This is a genomic window from Pseudomonas sp. NY15372 (genome assembly GCF_048068215.1).
Lineage (GTDB): Bacteria > Pseudomonadota > Gammaproteobacteria > Pseudomonadales > Pseudomonadaceae > Aquipseudomonas > Aquipseudomonas guariconensis_A.
In genome coordinates, this window is the sequence record NZ_JBLUPY010000048.1 from 1 (window position 1) to 16,606 (window position 16,606).

Below are 16,606 nucleotides of genomic sequence, written 5' to 3' on the forward strand. Positions count from 1 at the left end.
ATCGGGGTAGATGTCCTTGAGGTTCTTCATCACCTGGTCCTTGTCGGGGCTGACGATCACCTGGCCGTTACGGTCGGCGAGGAAGGCGTGGCCGATGCCGCCGAAGTCCACCGAGTTGATCAACCGCACCAGGGTATCCAGGCTCAGGTCAGCGCCCGCCACGCCCAACAGCTCGCCGCTGGCCTTGGCCTTGACCGGCGTCACGATGCTCATCATCAGGCCACCGACGGTGCCCTGGTAAGGCGGGGTCAATACGGTACGCCCGGCATTGGCCGCTTCGCCGTACCAGGGCCGCTTGCGCGGGTCGAAACCTTCGGGCAGCTCCACGAACGGCCGCTGGGTGAATACCCCATCGGCTTGGCCGAGGTAGGTGAAGAGGAAGTTCTGCGTGTAGGACGGTTGCTCGACCAGCCCGGCGACATGAGCGCCGATGCCCTGCTGGGCGATGTCCTGGGCGAGGTTCTCAAGCATCAGGATGCGCCCGCTCATCCAGTTCTGCACGCTGCTGGCGGTCAAGGCGCCAGCCTGTTGCACGGAAGACTCGATGTTCTGGCGGATGATGTTGCGCTGCAGGTAGTCGTTGTAGAGGGTGAACAAGGCAAACGCCAATACCACGACGCCGCAGGCACTGAGCAGGACCTTGTGGCGGAATTTCAGGTTCATGTTCCGGACCTTGGATGGATTGTTCTTTTTATCGCGCGCTCATGACTCGATGGCGGGACTCTCGCTTGCGCTATCGGCTGCCCGTGTAGGGATCTTGAGCGCTGTAGCGATTTTTCTCACAAATTCCCGCGACCTTTCTTACTAAATGGCATGGGTTAAGTGGCAATGGCGCCGCTATGCGGCCCATCGCGGGACGAGCCCGCTCCTACAGGGACCTCGCCATTGGGGCCTGTATGGCGTAATTCACGGCCATCTGTAACTAACGCCCATCTCTTGGCTGCACTAGCATCGAGCCCACCCAACGGAGGGCATGCCATGCACGAAATCCCCGGCGATATCGACTGCCCAGGCCTGACGGTCCGGCGCCTCGGTCTCAATGACCTGGAAGTGATCTGCCGCCACCGCGAACGGATGTTCCTGGAGGCCGCCGGCGACCCCGAACAACTTCGCCAGATGACCGAACACTTCCGCCCCTGGCTGTCGCAGCGCCTGGGCGATGGCCGCTACTACGGCTTCGCCGTGGTAGAAGGCGAGCATGTCGCCGCCGCCATCGGCCTGATGAGCATCGATTGGCCACCGCACCCGGCCCATCCGACTCGCGACCAGCGCGGCTATGTGCTGAACGTGTTCGTCGAACCGGACTACCGGCGCCGAGGCCTGGCGTCAGCGCTGATGAAGCTGGCCGAGGCCGAGTTCACCCGACGCGGCATCGACTTCGCCGTGCTGCATGCCACCGAGGCCGGCAGGCCTGTGTATCAGGCACAGGGGTGGGGCGCCACCGCTGAAATGGCCAAGCACGTCGGTTGATAACCCACTGAAATACGTACGCTCCTACAGCGGTCATGAAATCGCGGGTAATAAAAAACCCCAGCCATGTAGTGACTGGGGTTTTGATCACGCCGAAAACAGCGCGTTCCAGAATTACTGCTGCTGCGGCAGTTTGTCGATCGGGCCGCAACCGCCAATAACTTTGGAAATGGAAACCGAAGGGTGGAACAGGTAGTCGTACGAGCAGTTCTTCTGCTGGTTGTAGACTTGGCCGGTGCAACCGGAGAGCAGAGCCACGCCAGAAACGACAGCGACGGCAACAGTGGCCTTGATCAGCTTTTTCATTACTCAATCCTTTAATTTATAATTCGCCACCTTACTGATGGCGCGGCGATAGTAACAAACGCGTTCAAAAAAAAGAACACCCATTAACGCCTGCCCCCATCGAGCGAATATTCCCTCCGGAATTGCAATCCAAAGCATTGATCAACAACACAACTCACATTCAAATGAATGTGCGTCATCCACCTATGGCAACATGCTCCCCATCGCGGGGCAAGCCTGCTCTCATAGAACAATGCATAACGGCGGGAGCGAGACCAGCCCTAGCCACCTGCTCTTTGCGCGACAGCGCAACCCAAAGGGCTGGGGTATCTCCTACAAGACGCCCGTACACTCGCATCGTTATGCGTTGTCTATATGAAGGCCGAACTTTTCTTCGTATAGCCTACTCAGCCAATCCACGAAGACGCGCACACGCGGCGATAACTGTCGATGATGGGGATATAACACCGAGAGCGGAAGATGCGGGCTCTCCCAGTCACTCAACACTTCGACGAGCCGTCCGCTCTTTAGTTCATCTTCCACATGGAAGCGTGGCAGTTGAATCAACCCACAACCACGCAGTGCACAAATGACGTAACTTTCGGCGTCATTGACCGACATCCAACCGTCCAACACGAACTCGCGTACCTGATTATCGATAAGCAGTTCCAAGGCGCTGTCCACGTCCCCACCGCTGGAGAAGAACTTCACGACCTGATGCGTCGCCAGTTGATCCGGATGATGTGGCGTGCCGAAGCGGGCCAAATAGGTCGGGCTGGCGCAGATAAGTTGCGGCATGAGCGCCAGCCGGCGTGCGACAAGGGATGAGTCACGCGGGTTGCCTGCGCGAACGACGCAATCCACCCCTTCACGTACCAGATCGACCAGCCTGTCCCCGCAACTCACGACCAAGTCGATGCCGGGATAGCGCATGCGGAAGGCGTCCACTTCAGGCAGCACGATTCTCGTGGCATGGGTGCCCTGCATGTTGACGCGCAGCACGCCTCGAGGGTTGGACGCGATCTGTCGCAACGAGGACTCTGCATCCTCCAACTCGCTCAGGACATGCACGCACCGCTCATAGAAGGCCTGCCCGTCGAGTGTCGGACGCACGTGGCGAGTCGTGCGCTCAAGCAGGCGCGTACCTAGCCGCGCCTCCAGCGCCTTGATCGCATGGGTCGCAGTCGCGCGAGGAATCTGGAGTGATTGCGCGGCGCGACTGAAACTGGCCAGCTCGACGATGCGGGCGAACAACTGAAGCGAATCGAAGCGATCCATGAGCGAGCATTGTTGTGCTTGGTTGAATTCAGATGCTCATTTAATACGATTTATCCGGCACGGCGAAACAAAAATAATGAACGCGTTCCCCCTCTAGCCTGGAGACTCCATGAACGCACCTACACTGAAGACCGCCATCGTCACGGGAGGCTCCCGTGGTATCGGCCAAGCGATTGCCAAGCGTCTGGCGGCAGATGGTTTTGCCGTTGTCATCAACTACGCAGGCAATGCGGCCAAGGCACAGGAAACCGTTACAGCCATCACCTCCTCGGGGGGCAAGGCTATCGCTGTCCAGGGCGATGTGGGCAAGCAGGATGATGTCGCGGCGTTGTTCGCTGCCGCGAAGCAGGCGTTCGGTCATATCGACGTCGTGGTCAATAGTGCGGGCATCATGACTCTGGCCCCTGTCAGCAGCGAGAGCCTGGCCGATTTCGACCGGGTGATAGCCACCAATCTGCGAGGTGCCTTCCTGGTGCTGGCCGAAGCGGCCGCCAACGTCAGCGACGGTGGCCGTATCATTGCACTGTCTACCAGTGTCATTGCCAGGTCGTTCCCTGGCTATGGCCCCTACATCGCCTCCAAGGCCGGCGTCGAAGGCTTGGTGCATGTGCTTGCCAACGAATTGCGTGGGCGAAACATCACCGTCAATGCAGTCGCTCCCGGGCCGGTCGGCACGGAACTGTTCCTGGCAGGCAAGACACAGGAGCAGGTCGACCAGATCGCTGCCCTGGCGCCGCTGCAACGGCTCGGTACACCAGAGGATATCGCCGGCGCGGTCGCCTTCCTCGCCGGCCCCGATGGCCGCTGGATCAATTCGCAAGTGCTGCGCGCCAACGGCGGTTTTGCCTGAAGCCATCGCAGGACGCACTTTGCGCGCAACACTGCGACACCGCATACGTCATGGACAGGAAATCGGTTCCTACACTACCTTCGCAAGGTTTGGGATCGGGCAAGCAGAACAGGAAGCCCTATGACGGTACGAACAGTGGCGATTGCCATCCATGATGGGGTCCAGGCGCTGGATGTCGCCGGCCCCTTGGACGTATTCCATGAGGCCAACGCCTACCTCGCAAACGATGAGCGCTATGAAACCGTGCTGGTTGCTGCCGACCATAGCCCGCTTCGGGCATCGAACAACATGCAATTGCGAGCAGATCTCGCGTTCGGCGAAGCCGCCGATGTCTTCGATGTGCTGTTGGTCGCGGGCGGCCCTTCCCTGCCCGATGCATCACCCGACCCACGCCTTATCGAGTGGCTCAGCGATGCCCCGAACCATGCGAACCTGTACGGCTCCATCTGCACAGGCGCGTTCGCACTGGGGTACGCCGGGCTCATCGACCAACGCCGTGTGACGACGCACTGGCAGCATGCACCGAAACTGGCGGCACGGTTTCCCCTGGCCTGCGTCGAGCCCGACGCCATCTATGTACGCGACGACAGGCTGATGACTTCCGCGGGCGTCACGGCGGGTATCGATCTGGCCTTGGCCCTGGTCGGACAGTGCCATGGACAGCACATTGCCCTGACAGTAGCGAAACGGTTGGTGGTGGTCGCTCAGCGCCAGGGGGGCCAGTCGCAGTTCAGCCCTTACCTCACCGCACCGGCCAACCCCACATCACCGGTGGCCCGCATCCAAACCCATGTGATGACCCACATTGGCGAACGACACAGCCTGCAATCGCTCGCCAACGAAGTCGGGATGAGCGCACGCAACCTGGCACGTTACTTCGTGCAGGAAACCGGGATCACCCCACACGAGTTCGTACAGCGTGCGCGTATCGATGCTGCGCGGCGGATGCTGGAAGCCAGCGACCGCCCATTGAAAGCCGTCGCTTACGACTGTGGCTTTGGTACGGTCGACCGTATGCGCCTCACGTTCAACGAGCGGCTCGGCGTCACCCCGACCCAGTATCGAAGCAACTTCCGTCGCCAAGCCGCTGTCACTGAACCGCGTTCGTAGCGTCCATGCCCGTGGCGGCATGGCCTTTTTTGGCAAGGCACCGATTGCCGGGAAGGTGTACCGCGCCTCTCATCGGTTCCAGGCCTGAAACAGCATCAGGCATATTTCAGTCTCAGTTCGGCCAGGCCGAGCCAAGAATGAGCGAGCAGAAGTTCATGCGCGTGTAGCCAGGTACCTTCAGCGCCAGGACATCGGCCTTTACGTTGCCGAACGTGGTCGCCGGCTTGTGTTTTATCCCGTCGGCGAAATGGTCGATGATGCCTTCCTTGAAACTCGCCTCGCGGGGATGGCACTTGCAGACCTGGCAACGTTGCTCGTGGGTGAATTCTTCATAGGCAATGCCCAACACATCCATCTCGACCCCTGCCGTCACCAAGGCAATGGTCGGTCGCATGTGCTCGGGAATGCCGGGCGTGGTGTGCAGGGCGATTGCCGTCCAGACATCCTCGATGTCGCGCTCCGCAACCCCATGGCTGCGCATGAAGTCCCGCGCCGCATTCGCCCCATCGACCTCGAAGCGCAGGTCGGGGCTGGCGTAGCGGGCCGTCAGGCCCACGTCGTGGAACATGGCGCCCAGGTACAGCAACTCGGGATCGAATGACAGGCCGCGGCGTTCGCCGGTCAGAGCCCCCCAGCAGAAAACCCGGCGGCTATGATTGAACAGCAGGTCGTCCTCGGTATCACGAACGAGCTCGGTGGCGGCACGGGCGATCGCGCTATCGGGGACTCGGATACCTGCAATGATTTCGCTCATCAACATACACTCCTGATCAGGCGGCACAGTGCAACACCGTGCGAAATGCCTAGGTTGAACCACCGCGACCCCAATGCCCAGGTGGGCGATCGAGCCATCGCGGCGCCTGGCGAAATTCCAGCATCGGGCCCGCAGCGGAACAATGAACAGACCACTTCGGATCAGGACAGATAGGCGTCATTTCGCGCCACCCCGCGCCTACAGGTCATAACACCTCATAAATTTCCTTCAAAGCCCGCCATAGAGCGTTCCGGCCAGATTGCGCCCTGAAAAACCATAAATTTCGCATTTTCCCTGCATCTTTCAGCGTTGACAGGTACATGGTGGCTGACAATAATCACCAAGTCATACGACAACACACAACAAAAACAACAATCAGTGAGTATCACCATGAGCATCCATCCCAAAACCCTGTCGCTGGCCCTGCTCGGCGCGGGCCTGGTCGCCAACGCTCCGCAAGCCCTGGCCGCAGGTTTCGTCGAGGACGCCAAGGCCACCCTGGGCCTTCGCAACTTCTACATCAATCGCAACTTCACCAACCCTGCCAACCCGCAAGGCAAGGCAGAGGAATGGACCCAGAGTTTCATCCTCGATGCACGCTCCGGTTTCACCGAGGGGCCGGTCGGGTTTGGCGTAGACGTTCTAGGCCTGTGGTCGGTGAAACTCGATGGCGGTGGCGGCACCTACGGCACGGCGCTGTTGCCGCGCCACGACGATGGGCGTCCGGCAGACGACTACGGACGCCTGGCGGTGGCAGGCAAAGCGCGCCTTTCGAAAACCGAGCTGAAGATCGGCGAATGGATGCCGGTGCTGCCGATCCTGCGCTCCGACGATGGTCGTTCACTGCCACAGACCTTTCGCGGTGGCCAGGTCACGTCCAACGAAATCGCCGGGCTGACGCTGTATGGCGGCCAGTTTCGTGGCAACAGCCCACGCAACGACGCCAGCATGGATGACATGAGCTATGGCGGCGCGAGTTCGGACCGCTTCAACTTCGCCGGTGGCGAATACAAGTTCAACCAAGATCGGACGCTGGTCGGCCTGTGGAATGCCGTGCTCAAGGATGTCTATCGACAACAGTACCTGCAAGTGAGCCACAGCCAACCGGTAGGCAGCTGGACCCTTGGCGCCAACCTGGGTTACTTCCAGGGCGAGGAAGATGGCGCCGAGCGCGCCGGGCAGCTGGATAACAAGACCTACTCAGGTATGTTCTCGGCCCGGTACGGCGGCCACACCTTTTATCTCGGCCTGCAGAAAGTCAGCGGGGACACCTGGATGCGCGTCAATGGCACCAGCGGCGGCACCCTGGCCAACGACAGCTACAACGCCAGTTTCGACAATGCCAACGAACGTTCCTGGCAAGTGCGGCACGACTTCAACTTCGTCACACTGGGCGTGCCAGGCCTGACCTTGATGAATCGCTACATCAGCGGGCGCGATGTGCACAGCGCGGCTGTCAGCGACGGCAAGGAATGGGTACGCGAGTCGGAACTGGCCTACGTCATCCAGAGCGGGCCCTTCAAGGACCTGAGCGTGAAATGGCGCAACTCGACGATTCGGCGGGACTTCAGCAACAACGAATTCGACGAGAACCGTCTGATTTTCAACTACCCATTGTCGATCCTGTAAGCGGGACAAGACGCTGCGCCAAGGCTTTCGTGCGCCTATCGGAGCATTGACAAGCCCGAAAGCCCTTGACCATAATCGCCACAGTCATACGACAACTTACAACAATCAACAAAAAGAGCCGGTCATGACAGTCACCCCCTTCAAGCGCCTGCTGCTCACCGGAGCCGCAGGCGGCCTTGGCAAGGTCCTTCGCCAACGCCTCACAGGCTGCGCCGAAGTCCTGCGCCTTTCCGATATCGCCCCGATGGCGCCTGCCACCGGTCCCCATGAAGAAGTCATCCCTTGCGACCTGGCCGACAAGGCTGCCGTGCACGCCTTGGTCGAAGGTGTGGACGCGATCGTCCACTTCGGCGGCGTGTCTACCGAACATGCGTTCGAGGACATCCTCGGCCCCAACATCTGCGGCGTGTTCCACATCTACGAAGCCGCACGCAAGCACGGCGTCAAGCGCATCATCTTCGCCAGCTCCAACCATGTGATCGGTTTCTACAAGCAGCACGAACGTATCGATGCCCACGCCCAGCGCCGCCCGGACGGTTACTACGGCTTGTCCAAGTGCTACGGCGAGGACATGGCCAGCTTCTACTTCGACCGCCATGGCATCGAGACTGTCAGCATCCGCATCGGCTCCTCGTTCCCCGAGCCACAGAACCCCCGGATGCTCTGCACCTGGCTGAGCTACGACGACCTTACCCAACTGATCGAGCGCGGGCTGTTCACCGCCGGGGTCGGCCACACGGTGGTCTACGGCGCGTCCGACAACCGCACGGTGTGGTGGGACAACCGTCATGCCGCCCACCTAGGCTACCAACCCAAGGACACCTCCGAGGTGTTCCGTGAAAAGGTCCAAGCCCAGCCCGCACCTGCCGACGATGACCCGAGCATGGTCTACCAGGGCGGCGCCTTCGTCGCTGCCGGGCCATTCGACTGATCCAGGCCTTGCCAGGAGCCTTCACCATGCACTGCGAACTGATCGTCGATGCCCGCAACGCCACCGGCGAGAGCCCTGTATGGCACCCGTTGGAACAGGCCTTGTACTGGGTCGACATTCCCGCCGGCCGGCTGCATCGCTGGCGCATGCAGGACAATCAGCACCACACCTGGCAGGCCGGGGAAATGCTCGCCTGCATCGCGCGCTGCGCCGGCTCGGCCAACAGCTGGATCGCCGGCATGCAGAGCGGCATCTTCCACCTGACCCCAACCGCCCAGGGCACCTTGGACAGCCAGCTGGCAAGCCCGGTCGAACATGCTCGCCAAGGCATGCGATTCAACGATGGACGTTGCGACCGCCAGGGCCGTTTCTGGGCCGGCACGATGCTCATGGACATGCAGCTGGGGGCTCGCGTCGGAGCCCTGTATCGACACGACGGCGAAGGCCAGCCTCTGCGCGCGCACCTGGAACACCTGATCGTGCCCAACGGCCTGGCCTTCAGCCCGGACGGCAAACGCATGTACCTGAGCGATTCGCACCCGCAGGTACAGACCATCTGGGCCTTCGACTACGACATCGACAGCGGCACCCCGCACAACCAGCGTGTGTTCGTCGACATGCACCAGTTCCCTGGACGCCCCGATGGCGCCGCCATCGACCAGGACGGTTGCTACTGGATCTGTGGCAACGACGCAGGGCTGGTGCACCGCTTCACGCCTGAAGGAAAGCTGGACCGCTCGCTGCAGGTACCGGTCAGCAAGCCCGCCATGTGCGCGTTCGGTGGCCCGGACCTGGACACCCTGTTCGTGACCTCGATCCGCCCGGCCGGGGTGGACCTGCACCAACAGCCTCTGGCAGGCGGCGTGTTCGCCCTGAATGTCGGCGTCAAAGGCATGGAGGAAACGGCCTACCAGAACTGAGCACAGCAGCATCGACACGACCGAAACCAGACAATAACAAGACCGGAGTTTCCTCATGACCTTCAAACGCAAGCTGCTCCTCGCCGTACTCCCCCTGGCCTGCTCGCTGTCCCTGCCGGCCTCGGCACTGGACATCAAGTTCGCCGAGATCCACCCCGCAGGCTACCCGACCGTGGTCGCCGAACAGAACATGGGCAAGAAACTCGAACAAGCCAGCAATGGCGAGATCACCTTCAAGATGTTCCCAGGCGGCGTGCTTGGCTCGGAAAAGGAGGTGATCGAACAGGCGCAGATCGGTGCCGTGCAGATGACCCGAGTCAGCCTGGGCATCGTCGGCCCGGTGGTGCCGGATGTGAACGTGTTCAACATGCCGTTCGTGTTCCGCGACCATGAACACATGCGCAAGGTCATCGATGGCGACATCGGCCAGGAGATCCTCGACAAGATCACCCGTTCCGACTTCAACCTGGTGGCCCTGGCCTGGATGGATGGCGGGACACGCAACCTCTACACCAAGGAGCCGGTGCGCAGCATCGACGACCTCAAGGGCATGAAGATCCGCGTGCAGGGCAACCCGCTGTTCATCGACATGATGAATGCCATGGGCGGCAACGGCATCGCCATGGACACCGGCGAGATCTTCAGCGCCCTGCAGACCGGGGTGATCGACGGCGCCGAGAACAACCCGCCAACGTTGCTGGAACATAACCACTACCAGAACGCCAAGTACTACACGCTTACCGGGCACCTGATCCTTCCGGAGCCGGTCGTGATGTCCAAGACCACCTGGAACAAGCTCTCCCCCGAGCAGCAGGCGCTGGTCAGGAAAGTCGCGCGCGAGGCGCAGATGGAAGAGCGTACGTTGTGGGACCAGAAGTCCGCGGCCAGCGAAGAAAAACTCAAGGCTGCAGGCGTCGAGTTCATCAGCGTCGACAAGAAACCCTTCTACGACGCCACCGCGTCGGTGCGCGAGAAATACGGCGCGCAGTACGCCGACCTGATGAAACGCATCGCCGACGTCCAGTAACCCCGCCCTCTTCCCTGATCAACCTGCAGTGCGACACGCGTCGTGCTGCAGCGTCGGTGATGCTTATGAAAACAGCCTTCCTGCGCTTGAACGACACGTTGTACAGCGCCTGTATCTGGGTCGCGGGCCTGTCGGTGCTGACCATGTCCCTGATCATTCCATGGGGCATCTTCGCCCGCTACGTTCTCGGCACCGGCTCCAGTTGGCCGGAGCCAGTCGCCATCCTGCTGATGGTGGTCTTCACCTTCGTCGGCGCGGCGGCCAGCTACCGGGCCGGTGCGCACATGGCGGTGGCGATGGTCACCGATCGCCTGCCTGCCGGCCTGCGCAGCGCTGCCGCGCGGCTGGTGCAACTGTTGATGCTGGGCGTATGCGTCTTCATGACCTACTACGGCACCAAGCTGTGCATGACCACCTGGAACCAGTTTCTCGCCTCGCTGCCGACCGTGCGTGTCGGCATGACCTACGCCCCGATCCCGATTGGCGGCGTGCTGACATTGATATTCGTGCTCGAAAGGCTGCTGCTGGGCGACCAGAGCACCCGCAAGGTGGTGTGTTTCGACCTGGTGGAAGACAGCGAGGGGGCTGCATAAATGGATGCGATCATTCTTCTGGGCAGTTTCATCCTGCTCATCCTGATAGGCATGCCGGTGGCCTACGCCCTGGGCCTGGCCGCGCTGATCGGCGCCTGGTGGATCGACATTCCACTGCAGGCAATGATGATCCAGGTCGCCAGCGGGGTTAACAAGTTTTCGTTGCTGGCCATCCCGTTCTTCGTGCTGGCCGGCGCGATCATGGCCGAAGGCGGCATGTCCAGGCGCCTGGTGGCGTTCGCCGGGGTGCTGGTGGGCTTCGTGCGCGGTGGGCTGTCGCTGGTCAACATCACGGCCTCGACGTTCTTCGGCGCCATTTCCGGCTCGTCGGTGGCTGACACCGCGTCGGTCGGCTCGGTGCTGATTCCGGAGATGGAACGCAAGGGTTACCCGCGCGAATTCTCCACCGCAGTGACGGTCAGCGGTTCGGTCCAGGCATTGCTCACTCCGCCGAGCCACAACTCGGTGCTGTACTCCCTGGCGGCCGGCGGCACGGTGTCGATCGCATCGCTGTTCATGGCCGGGGTCATGCCCGGACTGCTGCTGAGCGCGGTGATGATGGGGCTATGTTTGGTCTTCGCGAAAAAGCGCAACTACCCCAAGGGCGAAGTGATCCCGCTGCGCCAGGCACTGAAGATCGCCGGTGAAGCACTGTGGGGCCTGATGGCCATGGTGATCATCCTTGGCGGCATCCTCTCGGGCGTGTTCACCGCCACCGAGTCGGCCGCCATCGCCGTGGTCTGGTCATTCTTCGTGACCATGTTCGTCTACCGCGACTACAAATGGCGGGACCTGCCCAAGCTCATGCACCGCACGGTGCGCACCATCTCCATCGTCATGATCCTGATCGGCTTCGCCGCCAGTTTCGGCTACGTGATGACGCTGATGCAGATCCCCTCGAAGATCACCACGGCGTTCCTGACATTGTCGGATAACCGCTACGTGATCCTCATGTGCATCAATTTCATGCTCCTGCTGTTGGGCACGGTGATGGACATGGCGCCGTTGATCCTGATCCTGACACCGATCCTGATGCCGGTCATCACAGGCATCGGCGTGGACCCGGTGCACTTCGGCATGATCATGCTGGTCAACCTGGGCATCGGCTTGATCACACCACCGGTGGGCGCGGTGCTGTTCGTCGGCTCGGCGATCGGCAAGGTGAGCATCGAGGCGACGGTGAAGGCCCTGCTGCCCTTCTACGTCGCGCTGTTCATGGTGCTCATCGCCGTGACCTACATTCCCGCCATTTCCCTCTGGCTGCCCAGCGTCGTGCTGTAAGCATCAACCGGGCGGGCCCAGATGGCCCGCCCCTCCTGCACATGGACCCCGCACATGGCTGTCGTTGCCGCTTCTCCCACCCTTTTTCCACGCAAGCTGGCGGTCGCCTTGCTGGCCCTGCTGGCCTGCTCGTTCGCCGGCAACCACATTGCCGCGCGTATCGCCTTCGATGACGATACCGGCGTACTGCTGGCGATCCTCTGCCGTTCGGGCATCACCTTGCTGGCCTTGGCCAGCCTGGTCGCATGGCAGCGCCAGCCATTGGCCCTGCCGCCAGGCACACGGCGCTGGCAACTGCTGCTGGGCCTGTTGATCGCGACCCAGAGCCTGTGCCTGTATAGCGCGGTGGCGCGCATCCCGGTGGCCCTGGCGCTGCTGGTGGGCAATACCTTCCCGATGCTGCTGGCGTTGCTCAGCTGGGCACTCGGCGGCCCACGACCGACCGGGCGTACGCTGCTGTTCATGGGCCTTATCCTCTGCGGCCTGGTGTTGGCGCTGGATGTGCCGGCACGCCTGGCCGACCGCGGTGACAGCAACCCACACTGGGGCCTAGGCGTGAGCCTGGCCTTCGGCGCCGCCTGCGTATTCGCCTGCGCCTTGTGGATCACCGACCACAAGCTGGCCGCCGTGCGTGGGCCGGTGCGCAGCCTGCTGACGCTGCTCGTCGTGTTCGTCAGCATGCTGGTCGCCGGCTTCAGTGGCGTGATGCCCGCCGGGTTGTCGTTACCCGCCAGCGGCAATGGATGGATGGCGCTGGCCAGCCTGGTGGTGCTGTATGGCGTGGCCTTCACTTTGCTGTTCGTCTGCGTGCCGCGGCTGAACATGGCGCATAACGCGCCGGTGATGAACATCGAGCCAATCGCCACCTTGCTGTTGGGCTGGGCCTTGCTTGACCAGCACCTGAGCCCTTGGCAGTTGCTTGGCGGCGCGGTCGTGGTATGCGGCATCGTGCTGCTGACCTATCGCCGGCCGAGCTGAGTGCATTTTTCCAGAGGAGCCTCCCATGGCTGTGCCGCAACTGCAGCTGCAGGATCGCCTGACCCGCCTGAGCCTGGCTCCCACCTTGGGCGCCAGCCTGGTCAACTGGCAGGTCAAGGCCAGCGGCCAGGCCTTGCTGCGCCATTCCGACCAGGCCGCCCTGGCCAGCGCGACGCCCAGGCGCCTGGCGTGCTACCCGCTGGCACCTTGGTCCAACCGCATCGGTGAAGGCGGCTTCGATTGCCCAGACGGCTGGCTGGCCCTGGCACCCAACACCGCACATGACCCCTATCCGATCCATGGCAGCGCCTGGCAACAGCCCTGGCAGGTGGATCATCACAGTGAGCGGCGCGCCCGTCTCGTGCTGGACAGCCAATTACCGTTCGCCTACAGGGCCACCCTGGACGTGCAGCTCGACGAGGGCCGCCTGGACCTCGAACTGCAGGTGACCCACCTCGATCCACACGCCCGTTGGCACGGGCTTGGGCTTCATCCGTATTTCCCGCGTTACCCCGACACGCGCTTGCGAGCACCGGCGCAGCAGGTGTGGTTGGCCGAGCCAGATCGCCTGCCCTCACGGCCTGCACCGATCGAACAGGCGTGGCGCTTCGACACCCTGCACCAGTTGCCGGCAACGGTGATCGACCATGCCTTCGGCGGCTGGGCCGGTGACTGCACCATCGAGCAGCCCGGCGCTGGCTACCAACTGCAATGCCGCGCCAACGGCGCCGGGCATTTCCTGCTGTTCTGCCCCGAAGGCCAGGACTTCTTCTGTTTCGAACCGGTGAGCCATCCGATCAACGCCCATCACCTGCCGGGGCGCCCGGGGTTGCGTCTGCTCAGGCATGGCGAGCAGGTCAGCCTTGGGTTCAGCCTGCAGTATGTGGCGCTGTCGCAACGCCGCCCCAGATGACGACGAACAGATACGACAACTAAAGAACATGCAATCAGGGGCTAGAACCCGCAGAAACCCCGGATTCCCTAAGCCACAAAGACGCACCGCCGATCATTAAATTCGCAAGAGGGGCTAGTCATCCGACAAGTTGTACGATAACTTATATCAAAACTAACCACCCACCCATGCGCCACAGGATGCCTACAACAATGACCCCACAAGAACTGCAATCCATCCTCTCCCACGGCCTGCTCTCGTTCCCCGTCACCGACTTCGACGCCCGGGGCGATTTCAATCCGGCCGGGTATGCCAAACGCCTGGAGTGGCTGGCACCCTATGGCGCCAGCGCCCTGTTCGCTGCCGGCGGCACCGGCGAATTCTTCTCCCTGGCGGCCAGCGAATACAGCCAGGTGATCAAGACCGCCGTGGATACCTGCGCAGGCTCCGTGCCTATCCTCGCCGGCGTTGGCGGCGCTACCCGCCAGGCGATCGAATATGCCCAGCAGGCCGAGCGACTTGGCGCCAAGGGCCTGCTGCTGCTGCCCCACTACCTCACCGAGGCCAGCCAGGACGGCGTGGCAGACCATGTCGAGGCAGTATGCAAGTCGGTGAAGATCGGCGTGGTGGTGTACAACCGCAACGTCTGCCGCCTCAATGCCACCCAGCTTGAACGGCTGGCCGAGCGCTGCCCGAACCTGATCGGCTACAAGGACGGCCTGGGTGACATCGAACTGATGGTGTCGATCCGCCGTCGCCTGGGCGAGCGTTTCAGCTACCTGGGTGGCCTGCCGACCGCCGAAGTCTATGCCGCGGCTTACAAGGCCTTGGGCGTTCCGGTGTATTCCTCGGCGGTCTTCAACTTCGTGCCCCGCACGGCCATGGACTTCTACCACGCCATCGCCCGTGACGATCACGCCACCGTGGCCAAGCTGATCGATGACTTTTTCCTGCCGTACCTGGATATCCGCAACCGCAAGGCCGGCTATGCCGTGAGCATCGTCAAGGCCGGGGCGAAAATCGCAGGTTACGACGCAGGGCCGGTGCGCACGCCCCTGACCGACCTGACCGGCGAAGAGTACGAGATGCTCGCGGCGCTGATGGACAAGCTGGGCCCGCAATAAGCGACGCCCCCGGCAGCCTGTCATTGCCATGGCCGAAGCGGGCCACCCTGCTTCGGCCTTTACCCGATCCCCGCACAAAAATAACTAGTGGGAGTATTAGTCAGTATGCAAGCGACTAAAAAAACGCATGTCCGCTACCTGATCCTGCTCATGCTGTTCCTGGTGACCACGATCAACTATGCCGACCGCGCCACTATCGCTATCGCCGGCTCCAGCCTGCAGAAAGACCTCGGCATCGACGCGGTCACGCTTGGCTACATCTTCTCGGCCTTCGGCTGGGCCTACGTGGCCGGACAGATTCCCGGGGGCTGGTTGCTCGACCGCTTCGGCTCGAAGAACGTCTACGCCTTCAGCATCTTCACCTGGTCGCTGTTCACCCTGCTGCAGGGCTTCGTTGGCGGCCTACCGGTGGCCTGGGCAGTGGTGACGCTGTTCACCCTGCGTTTTCTGGTGGGTTTTGCAGAAGCCCCATCGTTCCCAGGTAACGCCCGCATCGTCGCGGCCTGGTTCCCCACCGCCGAACGCGGCACGGCCTCGGCAGTGTTCAACTCGGCGCAGTACTTCGCCACGGCGCTGTTCGCCCCGATCATGGGCTGGGTGGTGTTCCGCTTCGGCTGGGAGCACGTGTTCGTGGTGATGGGCGCATTGGGCATCGTGTTTTCCGGCATCTGGCTCAAGACCATCTACAACCCCCGGCAGCACCCACGCATCAGCCAGGCCGAGCTGGCACATATCGAGCAAAACGGCGGCCTGGTGGACATGGACCAGAAGCGTGCCAGCGATGGCCCGAAGTGGGGCTACATCAAGCAGTTGCTCACCAGCCGCATGCTGCTAGGGGTCTACCTTGGCCAGTACTGCATCAATGCCATTACCTATTTCTTCCTGACCTGGTTCCCGGTGTATCTGGTACAGGAGCGCGGCATGTCGATCCTCAAGGCCGGCTTCATCGCCTCGCTGCCGGCCATCTGCGGCTTCATCGGCGGCGTACTGGGCGGGGTGATCTCCGACTACCTGCTGCGCCGCGGCCATACGCTGACCTTCGCCCGCAAGCTGCCGATCGTCTGCGGCCTGCTGCTGTCGACCACCATGGTCTTCTGCAACTATGTCGATGCCGAGTGGATGGTGGTCGGTTTCATGACCCTGGCGTTCTTCGGCAAGGGCATCGGCGCCCTGGGCTGGGCCGTGGTCGCCGATACATCCCCCAAGCAGATCGCCGGACTGTCCGGAGGCCTGTTCAACACCTTCGGCAACATCGCCTCGATCACCACGCCGATCATCATCGGCTACATCATCAGCGCCACCGGCTCGTTCAAGTGGGCGCTGGTCTATGTGGGCGCCAATGCCTTGGTGGCGGTATTCAGCTACCTGGTGATCGTCGGCCCGATCAAGCGCATCGAGTTGCAGGATGCCCCCAAGGATGGAGCCGCGCCGACCACGACCGCCAATGGCGAACTGGCCAGCTCGCACCCCTGAGCCAAGCACGC

Annotated in this window: 17 protein-coding genes; 13 read left to right on the forward strand and 4 right to left on the reverse strand. The window is 62.1% G+C overall.

The features are described from left to right. A partial coding sequence (locus ACNFG0_RS21190) for a cache domain-containing protein (RefSeq protein WP_416766252.1) occupies window positions 1–663 on the reverse strand: 663 nt, incomplete at its 3' end. A gap of 315 nt (window positions 664–978) precedes the next feature. Here ACNFG0_RS21190 and ACNFG0_RS21195 point away from each other — a divergent pair. Further along, a complete protein-coding gene (locus ACNFG0_RS21195) occupies window positions 979–1,470 on the forward strand; it encodes a GNAT family N-acetyltransferase (RefSeq protein ID WP_416766254.1) in 492 nt (163 codons plus the stop codon). A 114-nt stretch (window positions 1,471–1,584) separates the two neighbouring features. On the opposite strand, the gene ACNFG0_RS21200 is transcribed toward ACNFG0_RS21195, so the two are convergent. Next, window positions 1,585–1,776 (reverse strand): DUF4223 family protein, encoded by a 192-nt coding sequence (locus ACNFG0_RS21200; RefSeq protein WP_196155628.1) that lies wholly within the window; start codon window positions 1,774–1,776, stop codon window positions 1,585–1,587. Between the two features lie 339 nt (window positions 1,777–2,115). Next, complete coding sequence (locus ACNFG0_RS21205) at window positions 2,116–3,033, reverse strand: LysR family transcriptional regulator (protein ID WP_416766256.1); 918 nt, start codon at window positions 3,031–3,033, stop codon at window positions 2,116–2,118. Window positions 3,034–3,142: 109 nt separating this feature from the next. Between ACNFG0_RS21205 and ACNFG0_RS21210 the strand changes: the two genes are divergently transcribed. Beyond that, window positions 3,143–3,883: an SDR family oxidoreductase gene (locus ACNFG0_RS21210; RefSeq protein ID WP_416766258.1), complete on the forward strand. Its 741-nt coding sequence runs from the start codon at window positions 3,143–3,145 to the stop codon at window positions 3,881–3,883. A 120-nt stretch (window positions 3,884–4,003) separates the two neighbouring features. Then, window positions 4,004–4,993 carry a GlxA family transcriptional regulator gene (locus tag ACNFG0_RS21215; RefSeq protein WP_416766259.1) on the forward strand — a complete coding sequence of 330 codons (990 nt, stop codon included), beginning with the start codon at window positions 4,004–4,006 and terminating at the stop codon, window positions 4,991–4,993. Between the two features lie 112 nt (window positions 4,994–5,105). Here ACNFG0_RS21215 and ACNFG0_RS21220 read toward each other — a convergent pair whose 3' ends face one another. Next, window positions 5,106–5,747 (reverse strand): HD domain-containing protein, encoded by a 642-nt coding sequence (locus tag ACNFG0_RS21220; RefSeq protein ID WP_416766261.1) that lies wholly within the window; start codon window positions 5,745–5,747, stop codon window positions 5,106–5,108. Between the two features lie 390 nt (window positions 5,748–6,137). Here ACNFG0_RS21220 and ACNFG0_RS21225 point away from each other — a divergent pair, with 390 nt between their 5' ends. The 10 genes from ACNFG0_RS21225 to ACNFG0_RS21270 all read left to right on the forward strand — a co-directional run bounded on the left by ACNFG0_RS21225 (window position 6,138) and on the right by ACNFG0_RS21270 (window position 16,595). After that, window positions 6,138–7,376, forward strand: a complete 1,239-nt coding sequence (locus ACNFG0_RS21225) for an OprD family porin (protein WP_416766263.1) — start codon at window positions 6,138–6,140, stop codon at window positions 7,374–7,376. Window positions 7,377–7,500: 124 nt separating this feature from the next. After that, the gene (locus ACNFG0_RS21230) at window positions 7,501–8,307 is read left to right on the forward strand and encodes an NAD-dependent epimerase/dehydratase family protein (protein WP_416766264.1); all 807 of its coding nucleotides are present in this window, start codon (window positions 7,501–7,503) and stop codon (window positions 8,305–8,307) included. Window positions 8,308–8,333: 26 nt separating this feature from the next. Further along, entirely contained in the window at window positions 8,334–9,227 is an 894-nt protein-coding gene (locus ACNFG0_RS21235; protein ID WP_416766266.1) for an SMP-30/gluconolactonase/LRE family protein, read from the forward strand. 55 nt (window positions 9,228–9,282) lie between these two features. Then, on the forward strand, window positions 9,283–10,254 hold the full coding sequence (locus ACNFG0_RS21240; RefSeq protein WP_196155636.1) for a TRAP transporter substrate-binding protein: 972 nt from the start codon (window positions 9,283–9,285) through the stop codon (window positions 10,252–10,254). A gap of 65 nt (window positions 10,255–10,319) precedes the next feature. Beyond that, window positions 10,320–10,847, forward strand: coding sequence for a TRAP transporter small permease (locus ACNFG0_RS21245; RefSeq protein WP_416766267.1), 528 nt, complete (start codon window positions 10,320–10,322; stop codon window positions 10,845–10,847). Continuing rightward, window positions 10,848–12,128: a TRAP transporter large permease gene (locus ACNFG0_RS21250; RefSeq protein ID WP_196155638.1), complete on the forward strand. Its 1,281-nt coding sequence runs from the start codon at window positions 10,848–10,850 to the stop codon at window positions 12,126–12,128. A gap of 54 nt (window positions 12,129–12,182) precedes the next feature. Further along, the gene (locus ACNFG0_RS21255) at window positions 12,183–13,106 is read left to right on the forward strand and encodes an EamA family transporter (RefSeq protein ID WP_416766269.1); all 924 of its coding nucleotides are present in this window, start codon (window positions 12,183–12,185) and stop codon (window positions 13,104–13,106) included. 25 nt (window positions 13,107–13,131) lie between these two features. Beyond that, window positions 13,132–14,019 carry an aldose 1-epimerase gene (locus ACNFG0_RS21260; RefSeq protein WP_416766271.1) on the forward strand — a complete coding sequence of 296 codons (888 nt, stop codon included), beginning with the start codon at window positions 13,132–13,134 and terminating at the stop codon, window positions 14,017–14,019. A 191-nt stretch (window positions 14,020–14,210) separates the two neighbouring features. Beyond that, window positions 14,211–15,122, forward strand: a complete 912-nt coding sequence (kdgD, locus tag ACNFG0_RS21265; RefSeq protein WP_416766272.1) for a 5-dehydro-4-deoxyglucarate dehydratase — start codon at window positions 14,211–14,213, stop codon at window positions 15,120–15,122. A 105-nt stretch (window positions 15,123–15,227) separates the two neighbouring features. Continuing rightward, entirely contained in the window at window positions 15,228–16,595 is a 1,368-nt protein-coding gene (locus ACNFG0_RS21270) for an MFS transporter (RefSeq protein WP_416766274.1), read from the forward strand. Window positions 16,596–16,606 lie beyond the last annotated feature (11 nt).